We start from the raw sequence: 9,762 nt of genomic DNA, 5'->3' as shown, positions 1-9,762 counted from the left end.
TCATTGATAGCCTGGGCAATGATATTGATTTATCCGGCCAATTGCCCTTCGTACTTAAAACTCTAGAGGACAATAAGGCCTTAATAAAGCAGGATTTGCTGAGTGACCATTAAACCTGACAGCGATTTTTCGTCCCCGGCCGATGTCCAGAATCTGATCATTCGCTTAGAAGAATGGCAGTCGCGGTTGCGCCAAAGTGGCCTAAAGCAGCGCCTCCACATCGCCGATCAAGTTAAACCCGACCAGCATTTAGTTAAAGACCTAAGGCGCCTGGGAATAAGTCGCACCGTCGAGGATCAAGCCGGTTTAGATGAAGTCATAAGTTCGCTAAAAGCTTGGATCAAAACGGCCACTCTGATACATCTAACTTTTTCGACCCCGCCATCGCCAGATTTAGAAAGCCAAGTGGCCGATTGGTTGCACAGTAACATTGATCCCCAAATTCTGGTCCAAATCCAAGTCGATGGCACCATTGCCGCCGGTTTTGTGATGCGAACCAAAAACCGGGTTTATGATTTTACAGCTAATCATGTGCTGTGGCAGAACCGGGGCGCGATTAGTAATTTGGTGCAGCATGTTCGATAGTTCCGAATTTACGACCTTGGTCAAAAAAGGCCAACCGACTGGCGAAGTGGTGGGTGTTAATCGGTTTCTGGTAACCTTGATTGGCCTAGAAACCGCGCCAATCGGTGGACTGATCCTATTCGAAAACGGCCAGCACGGGTTGGTCCGCGAAGTCGCTCAAGATCACGTCATTGTTCTTAACCTGGATAGCGAGACAATTCCGATCGAAACCTTGGCTGTGTTGGCTCAAGATGTTTTCAGCGTCCGAGCCGGTGAAGGTATGATCGGTCGGGTTGTCACCCCGCTGGGACAGCCAATCGATGGCAAAGGCAATATCAAATACGATGCGACCATGCCAGTTTTTGCGCAGGCCCCCAGCGTTATTGAGCGGGCCATTCAAAAAACTCAACTCGTCACAGGCGTCAGCATCGTCGATATGCTTTTCCCAATTGTGATGGGTCAGCGCATGGCCATATTAGGTGATAGTAAGGCTGGCAAAAGTACTTTTTTGCGGCAACTCGGTACCAATCAAAAAGGCACCCATAATGTGGTGGTCTATGTCCTAATCGCCAAACGCAACTTCGATATTAGTATGCTGGTCGAGTCATTAGAAGAAAGTGGGGCTATGGCAAGGAGTATTGTGGTCGTAGCCAACATCTTTGATTCCCTCGTGCAATCCTACATTGCACCCTACACTGCCTGCGCCATGGCCGAATATTTATGGAAAAACGGCACCGACGTTATTACTATTTACGATGATTTAACCAGTCATGCCAAGATCTATCGTGAACTATCCCTGTTGCAACGGGTTAATCCGGGGCGTGATTCATACCCTGGCGATATGTTTTACGCTCATTCATCGCTGTTGGAGCGGGCGGGCAAGTTAGCTTCGAATAATAAAACCTTTACCGCCTTGCCGGTAGTGGTGACGCCTAATGATGACATCACCTCCTATTTACCGACTGGCATTATGTCGATGACGGACGGCCAACTAATTTTTGACTTGGCTTCGTTTCGCAATGGTATCCGGCCAGCAGTTAACGCTGGGTTGTCGGTGTCGCGTTACGGTGGGCGCTCTCAAAGCCAGCGGGCCAAACAACTCTCAGCCGAACTATTCAAAAAATTAGCCGATTATCGTCAGGCTTTGGAGTTTTCGCACTTTGGTTCCGATTTGGCCATTGAATCTCAAGCTGATCTGACTCTCGGTAAACAAATCTACGAGGCCTTTAAGCAAATGCCGGATGAGCTCTACAACTTAACTGCCCAACAATTAATCATCGAGGCAATCGTCAAAGGCCGAGGCCGGGCCAAGATCAATGTCATTCAGTTGAAAAAAATGGCCACCAAGGCTGCTAGCAGTATCAAAACCGAAGAAGAGTATCTTAAAGCCCTCGATGCCATATTGGCCAAAACGGTGGTTCAGGCGGCCAAATGAAGCGTGTTCGACAATTATCCGAAGAGTTTGATCAGATCGAGACCATTCATTCGTTAACTGGGGTTTTCGAAACTATCGCCAGTATGCGGATCGGCCGGATCAAAGACCAAGTATTGTCGTCGAGCCTATTCTTCAATGAACTCTGGCAAGTTTATGGTTCGCTCAGGGTGGGTGCCAAAGCCGCCGACTTGCATTTACTACGCTCAGGTCATCGCATCGATAAATCAGTCTTTGTGTTAATTACTTCAGAGGGCGGGCTAAGTGGCGACATCGATCAATTGATTATTCGGGCCATGAAGGCCGACTACGATCCGGCCAAAGTTGATTTGGTAGTGATCGGCTATCATGGGGTTGTTTTACTAGCCCAGCAAGGGCTGGCACCCAAGCACTTCTTCCGCTTGCCCTCGACGGATGCGCCAGTTGATGTGGCTCCCGTAATTGCCACCATCACGCCTTATAAACAGGCCTATATTTATTACCAAAAGTACGTTTCGCTGGCCAAGCAAAGCGCCCAACGCATCGCCTTAATTTCCGCCGTCCGCGATCTTAGCGGCAACAAGGTCCCGGCTCAGCAGATTATTTCCCCGGCCGAATTTGTCTTTGAACCTTCAACCAGAGAAGTCATAACTTACCTGGAAAAGGTCATGCTGGGTATCGCTCTGGGACAAACCATTTTGGAATCAAGGTTGAGCCAATTAGCTAGTCGCTTTAACGCCATGAGTTTGGCTCAAGAAAAGGCTCAGGATATTTCAGATGACCTCAAACGCCAATTCTTTGGTGCCAAAAGGGCCCTCTCCGATGAGCGTATTCGCGAAGTCATTACCTCGATGGAGGCCCTATGACCAGCTATGCCAGCCGCCGGATCGGGAAAATCTTGAGCATTAAAGGGTTGATTGTGGAGGTTAGAGTTGGCGCTCAGTTGCCCAAGGTCCACGAAGTCTTAACTTTGGAAGAAGACCAGACCGTTTGGCTGGAAGTGGCTTACTATCGCGATGCTACCACCCTAGTTTGCCTAAATTTGCTGGCACATCCGGGTGTCCGCCGCGGTCGAAGCGTCATCACATCCGATGCCGAAATTAGCATCCCGGTCGGGGCTGAAGCAATGGGGCGAATGTGGAGCGCACTAGGCCAACCAATCGATGGCAAACCAATGCCAGAATCGGTGGCTCGGCGCAGCATCTACCCCAAAGCCAATAACGCGACTGGCTTTGTGCGTTTGAAACCGGAACTCTTAGAAACTGGCATCAAGGTGATCGATTTCTTTACCCCCTTCGTGAAAGGTCGCAAAATCGGCATCATCGGTGGCGCTGGTGTTGGCAAAACCGTCTTAACCATGGAACTAATGCACAACATTGCTAGAGATCCGTCCAAGCTATCAATTTTCGTTGGCATCGGCGAACGTATTCGCGAGGGCCACGAACTCTACAACACCCTCCAAGAACGAGATCTGCTCAAGAGTACGGCCCTCTTCTTTGGCCAAATGAACGAAACCCCAGCCATTCGAAGCATTATTGGGGCGGCGGCCTCCAGCCTAGCCGAATACTTTCGCGATGAAGAGGGTAAAGATGTGCTTTGTTTCATCGATAACATCTATCGTCATGTCCAGGCCGTCAACGAACTTTCGACTCAAGTTGGCCAAGTGCCTTCGGAAGGCGGCTACCAACCAACGCTGTTTTCAGACCTACGCCGGTTCCAAGATCGTTTGACTTCAACCGATAAGGGCTCGGTTACTTCTGTCCAAGCCATCTTCATCCCAGCCGATGATTTAAGCGATCCAGCGGTTCAAGAAATTGCTCAGCAGCTCGATGGTGTAATTGTCTTGTCACGCCAAGTGGCCGAAATGGGCATCAGGCCGGCTGTCGATTTGATCCAGACGACTTCATCGCTACTAACGCCAGATATCATCGGCGAGCGTCACTACGTTCTAACAGCTCAAGTTCAAGCCATCATGCAAAAATATGAGTCTCTAAAAAACATTATTTCGATTATTGGTGAAAACGAACTTTCCCCCGCCGACCGCACCGATTACGAAAAAGCTAAAAAACTGCGCAATTACTTCAACCAATCGATGTATGTCACCGAGGACTTAAGCGGCCATAAAGGCGAATACTTTACCCGCGAACAAACCTTAAAGGGCGTTGAGGAGATTTTGATCTAATGGCCAAGCCCCACAAAACCCTCCAACTAAAACTGCGCTCACCTTATCAAAATTATTTTTCTGGCCCGGCCCTTTCGGTAACAGGTCGCAATCGATTGGGTCACTTTGATGTTCTAGCCGACCACGCGCCGTTCTTCACTTTACTAGCGGCCGGTGAGATCACCGTTCGGACCGAGCATGAGGAATTAAAATTTAATGTTGACTCTGGGATTTTGAAAGTCAAAAACAATCTAGTTGATATATTCCTGAACGTTTAGGCTTTGATTGTGGCCCAAAATTGACCACAAATTCGGGCCCCATTTTTAAGCATTAGAGATTTGCCATCACTCCTGATAAGCATTAGAATTGTATGCAGGAGAATTGTGTATTGATGAGTTTTAAGGCATGGATCAACAGCCGGTACCTTTAGCATCGCCACTACCAGGGGGCACTGAGGCTGCTACTCCACCTACGGCTGAGGGCCAAGTCTTGCAGACCACTGCCGTTACTGGAGCTCCGGCGGTTCCATTGGGGGGCAATGCGGGGACGCCAACTACCTCGGCGCCTTCGGCTGGCGGCCGCACAGGGTGGCTGCGGCCAGCCTTGCTTGCAGTTGGTGTTTTAGTCGTGCTGGGAGGACTAGCCTATGGAGCCTTTCGCCTACTTTCGGCTCGTTCGTCCAAAACCGGAACCTCCGGGGCTACCAGCGAATCAAGCACTGTCCCTACAACCAGTGTCGATCTAAGTGGCTTGAAAGTGGCCAATGCTGATATATCTGGTCACCAAGTTAGCGTCAATGGCTTGCTCAACGTCAATGATCAAGTCGTCTTGAAACCCAGCGCGCGGCCAACTAACCCAGCCATCGGCCAAGTTTATTTGGATCAAACCACCAACAGCCTGTTTATTTATAATGGCACCACCTTTGTTGAGCTAACCAACACCCCATCATCAATTGCCAGTCAACTCCAAAGCGGCAACGGCATCAGTATTGCCGGAGCCACAGTGGCTAACAGCGGTGTTACTAGTTTCCAAGGTTTGACCGGCGATGTCACGTTGCAAAACGGTGCCGGTATCGTCGCAAGTGGCACCACTATTACTAACTCGGGTGTCTTGAGTCTGCAAGGCCAGAACGGCAACGTTGCCCTAATCGCTGGCAGTGGTATCGCCATTAATGGCACGACCATTTCGGTGACGGGCAGCGGGGGAGCCGTCACCTCGGTCGATACCCTGAGTGGTGATATTCTAATCGCCAACTCAAGCGGTAGTGGGAACACGATTACAATCGATGATGCCTCGACCAGCGCCAAAGGCATCGCCAGTTTTGATGGCACCAACTTCACCGTTACCAATGGCGCCGTAACCCTAGGCAACAGCGGGATCGTCTATATTAACACCCTGCAACAAACCACCTCCGGCCAGAATCTATTAATCAACGCTGGTAGCGATTTGCTGACTTTTGCCACCGGTGGGCGGACGTTCATTCTCCCGACCAGCGGTCCGGCCTCGCAAACCATTTGTACCACCGGGATTTCTTGTGTGGCTGGCGGCGGCCAGGCCGTGCTACTGGCGCCAGGTAGTGCTCAAACCAACGCTGGCGCCGATGCCTCCATCTTCATCAATAACACTAGCACCGGAAATCTAATTGAATTGCAGGGCGGGGGTAGCGACGTCTTTACGGTTGATCCATTCGGTAATGCCGTTCTGACCAACCGGACGGGTGGTGGCACTCCAGATGCTTTCCATATCTTAAATGACACTGGAGGTTCAGTGTTATCAGTTGATACCACCCCAACTACTAACCAAATAAGTAACTTCGATTTCGAATCTGGTACTTCCGGCTGGGTTACCATCGGCGCTACTAACTGTCCGCAATATTGTTTATCCCAAGACAACACCCAGTTTTATACCGGCAGCAAGTCCATGAAAGTTGTAACCGACACTGGAGCCAATGAAGGGGCTCGCTTTGCGGTGACGCTGACAGGTAGCAAAGCCTATTCTTTCTCGGCTTGGATCAAAAGTGATTCTGGCGGCATCAGCGATCTCAAACTAGGCTTTCGCAATCTAGCTAATAATGACGTAACATGTCTGGCCAGTAAAACCGTCTCCGCAGCATTGTGGACATTAATGACCTGCAACTTTAACACCAATGGCGGTGGTACCTCGGTCTTTATTGAAAAGACCGGTACTACCGCCGAGACCTTCTATGTTGATGCCGCTAGACTACTGGATGATAGTGGCAATAATCTGACTGTTGGGGAAAACGGGACGACTACAGGCCAAATCATGTTTACTAATGTGTTGGGTGGCAGTATCACTATCCAGCCAGCCGATACCAAGGGTGTATCCAATAACATTCTGACCTTGCCCAACGAAAGCGGCACGATTTGTACTGATAACCCCAACTCCAACTGTGGCATTGCCAACGACGGGACGTTTTTAAGCAAGATCAAGGTTGATACTGCCAGCGTAGCGGTGGCCGATAGCAGCTTCCTCTACACCTTCAAAAACAATAGCTGCGCCACCAGCTGTACTACCGGTGGAGTCCTAAACATCGATAACAACCTAAATACGGGAGTGGCCTTGAGAATTGTCGACAGTGGCAGTGGCGGCGATTTTGTTAAATTCCAAGGTACTGGCGGTACCGAAAAATTCAGCATAGATACCAATGGCGTAGTTCACATTAATGATAGCAGCCCCACTGATAATGGGACTTACAACACCGGCACTATAGTTTTCGGCCGAACCGTTAATGGCGTCATTGCAGTCGATACCAGCGACGTAGGCGTCAACGCTACCAATCTAACCGTTCGAGCTGCCAACGGTGGCAGTGGTGGCGACGGCGGAGTCTTAAATCTAAATGGTGGCGCTGGCGGGAACGGCAGTAGCGGTGGTGATGTAGTGATTCAGGGTGGTGACCACGGCAGTACCGGCGGATCAGTTGGCGGCAACATCTACTTAAGCCCAGGCAGTAGTTCTAGCGCGGGCGGTGGCAGGGTAATTGTTAAGGAAAACGGTAGCACGTCCACCAGTGATAAGACCGACACTTTTCAGGTTCAAAATCACAATTCAGCCTCGATTTTTACGGTCGATACCGTCAATACCCGAGTTAGTGTGGGTTCCAATACTGATGCCGGCACGCTTCGGATCGCCGATGGCAATGGCTTTTATGGCAACTTGCAGGTTACGACCTTGGGTTCTGGCCAGGTCTATATTTTCCCAGCAACTGGCGGTAATGTTTGTATTTTTAATAGCAGTGGTTGTAATGCCACGACTGCTAGCAAAGGCATAGCCAGTTTTAACAGTACCAACTTTAGTGTCTCCAGTGGCGCTGTAAACACTATTCAAAACATTAACCAGGGCGCCTCGCCGACCTTTGCCTCCCCAACCTTTACCGGTACGCTCAGCGTTCAAGGTGCAACAATCACTGTTGGCACCGCCGGCCCTGCCGGTACGAATGGCTCAATTAAGTTGCAAAATGCCACCAATGCCTTTGGCGTCACCCTAAATGCGCCCAACCAAACCACTGGTTCGGCTACTGTCTCTCTGCCCGATACGATTGGCTCAAATTCAACCTTCTGTTTGGCTGCCCCGATATTCAACTGTGTCGGTACCGGCGGGGGAGTGTCAGGCTCGGGTACCACCGGGACGTTGCCGGTCTTTACCACTAGCAGCGCCATCGGCGATTCAACGCTCAGCCAGAGTGGCGGTAACTTGACTGCTACCGGTAGCATCACGGTCCAGGGCGGCTCAACTACGATTGGTACATCATCCCAGCTTGGTTCACTGGTGCTCTATGATGGCTCTGGTAATACTGCGACCATCCAGCCAGCCGCTCATGCTGCCAACCACGTCTATACAATTCCAGACGCCGCCGGTGACGATGTGTTCTGCTTTGTGACAGCCGCCAACTGTGTGGGTGGTGCCAGTGGTGGCGCACCTAATAATGCGGCCTACATTACCGTTGGCAATAACTCGACGCTGACTAACGAGCGAGCGCTAACGGCCGGTACCAACATTGTCGTAACCGACAATGGCCCCAACTCATCTATTGTGGTCAAAACAGTTGATAATCCTGTCTTTGCTACTAGCGTGACCACTCCGATCCTGACCAACTCCGGCTCAACTTTGCAAATAATTTCCAACAATTTCAACTTGGCTACTACCGGCGTCGTCACTTTGCAGGGAGGCCAAACCGCCGATATCACCACGGCCGCCGCCGCCACTCCTACGGCCATCACAATCAAACCGGGAGACAGCAGTAGTGGTACTGGTGCTGCGTTGACCATCAAGTCTGGAGCCGGCAGTGGATCCAATAGCGGCGGCGTACTAACGCTTCAGGGTGGGTCCGGCGGCTCTACTGGAGGTGGCGGAGCTATCAACATTTTCGGTGGTACAGCTGGCGCCTCAGGTTCGGGAGTTGGAGGAGGGGTTGGCATTGTCGGTGGGCAAGGACGTGATAGTGGTGGGGGTCCAGTTGCAATCACTGGCGGGTCGGTGGCAATCAATGCCACCGGTACCGCTGGTCTCGTCTCAATTACAGGTGGCACCAGCAATGATTCTGCCGGCGGCGGTGGCCTAACTGGGGGTGGCATACTCTTGCAAGGAGGATCAGTTAATAGCTTAGTCGGTGGCATTGGTGGTGGGGTTACGCTAACAGCTTCGGATGGAACTTTGGCCGGTGCAGGTGGTGCTTTGACTTTTGCCAGCGGTTCCAGCGGCGGTACTGGCAATAACCGCGGCGGTAACATTGCTATTACAACCGGCAACGGTTCCGGCTTATCCCGAGCCGGTGACTTTAGTGTGACGACGGGCGTCGGTGGTACCACCGGTGCAGGTGGACAAATTATTTTGCAAGGCGGCACTGGCGGTACCAGCAGCGGGGCGGGTGGGCTGATTAGTATCACTAGCGGTTCGGGTAATGGTAGCGCCACTTCCGGAGCCGGTGGCGCTTTGACAGTGCAGACCGGTACCGGCATTGGGGCTTCGGCTGGCGGACTTTTAACCATCCAAGGCGGTCAAGGGGGAGCGACTGGGGCTGGTGGCGGGTTAACCTTTGCGTCCGGAGCCGGCGGGGCCACCAGCGGGGCCGGAGGAGCAATCTCTATCACATCCGGTGCCGGTACCAACGGCAACAGTGCCGGCGGCGCCATCACTCTTACCACGGGAGCTGGACACGGAAATCAAAATGGCGGCACGGCCACTATTCTGGGTGGTGCTGGTGGGGCCACTAATGCTGGCGGTGGCATTACGCTCCAGGGTGGTGCCGGTGGCGCTACCAGCGGTAACGGCGGGACAATTTCTCTAACAGGGGGTAATGCATCCGGTTCAACGGGAGCTGGTGGGCAGGTCAACCTGAACGGCGGCAATTCTAAAGGTGGTGTCGTTGGCGGTTCAATTGGCATCACCGCAGGAGCCGGTGGAGCCACCGCTGACGGTGGCCAAGTTATCCTTACTGGCGGCGGCGGCGGCACAACCAGTGGCAACGGTGGCGTTGTTAGTCTACAGGGTGGTGCTCCCCAAACCTCAGGTAATGGTGGCGCCGTCAACATTACCGCTGGTACGGCGCTGGCCAGCAATAACGTCGGCGGCGCAATCGCGATTTTGGCCGGTAATAGCGTTGGCAGTG

The 9,762-nt window shown here is 51.9% G+C and carries 6 protein-coding genes; all 6 read left to right on the top strand.

Annotation, left to right across the window (positions count from 1 at the left end):
- Nucleotides 1-102 precede the first annotated feature (102 nt).
- Nucleotides 103-585: a hypothetical protein gene (locus tag VLE72_00810; GenBank protein ID HSX14438.1), complete on the top strand. Its 483-nt coding sequence runs from the start codon at nt 103-105 to the stop codon at nt 583-585.
- Nucleotides 575-1,999: a sodium-transporting two-sector ATPase gene (locus VLE72_00805; protein HSX14437.1), complete on the top strand. Its 1,425-nt coding sequence runs from the start codon at nt 575-577 to the stop codon at nt 1,997-1,999. The genes VLE72_00810 and VLE72_00805 overlap by 11 nt, the downstream gene beginning before the upstream one ends.
- A complete protein-coding gene (locus VLE72_00800) occupies nt 1,996-2,841 on the top strand; it encodes a F0F1 ATP synthase subunit gamma (protein ID HSX14436.1) in 846 nt (281 codons plus the stop codon). Before VLE72_00805 ends, VLE72_00800 begins: the two co-directional genes overlap by 4 nt.
- Nucleotides 2,838-4,157, top strand: coding sequence for a F0F1 ATP synthase subunit beta (locus VLE72_00795; GenBank protein HSX14435.1), 1,320 nt, complete (start codon nt 2,838-2,840; stop codon nt 4,155-4,157). The genes VLE72_00800 and VLE72_00795 overlap by 4 nt, the downstream gene beginning before the upstream one ends.
- Nucleotides 4,157-4,414 carry a hypothetical protein gene (locus VLE72_00790; protein ID HSX14434.1) on the top strand — a complete coding sequence of 86 codons (258 nt, stop codon included), beginning with the start codon at nt 4,157-4,159 and terminating at the stop codon, nt 4,412-4,414. The genes VLE72_00795 and VLE72_00790 overlap by 1 nt, the downstream gene beginning before the upstream one ends.
- Nucleotides 4,415-4,541: 127 nt before the next feature.
- On the top strand, nt 4,542-9,762 hold a 5,221-nt coding region (locus VLE72_00785), incomplete at its 3' end, for a hypothetical protein (GenBank protein HSX14433.1).

Source organism: Candidatus Saccharimonadales bacterium, assembly GCA_035480635.1.
Classification (GTDB): domain Bacteria; phylum Patescibacteriota; class Saccharimonadia; order UBA4664; family DATIHN01; genus DATIHN01.
Note: the sequence above shows the minus strand (reverse complement) of the source record. Positions and strands in the feature narration are given on the sequence as shown.

Coding starts and splice junctions, on each gene's coding strand:
- VLE72_00805 (HSX14437.1), top strand. CDS start 575: ATGTTCGATAGTTCCGAATTTACGACCTTGGTCAAAAAAGGCCAACCG.
- VLE72_00790 (HSX14434.1), top strand. CDS start 4,157: ATGGCCAAGCCCCACAAAACCCTCCAACTAAAACTGCGCTCACCTTAT.
- VLE72_00795 (HSX14435.1), top strand. CDS start 2,838: ATGACCAGCTATGCCAGCCGCCGGATCGGGAAAATCTTGAGCATTAAA.
- VLE72_00800 (HSX14436.1), top strand. CDS start 1,996: ATGAAGCGTGTTCGACAATTATCCGAAGAGTTTGATCAGATCGAGACC.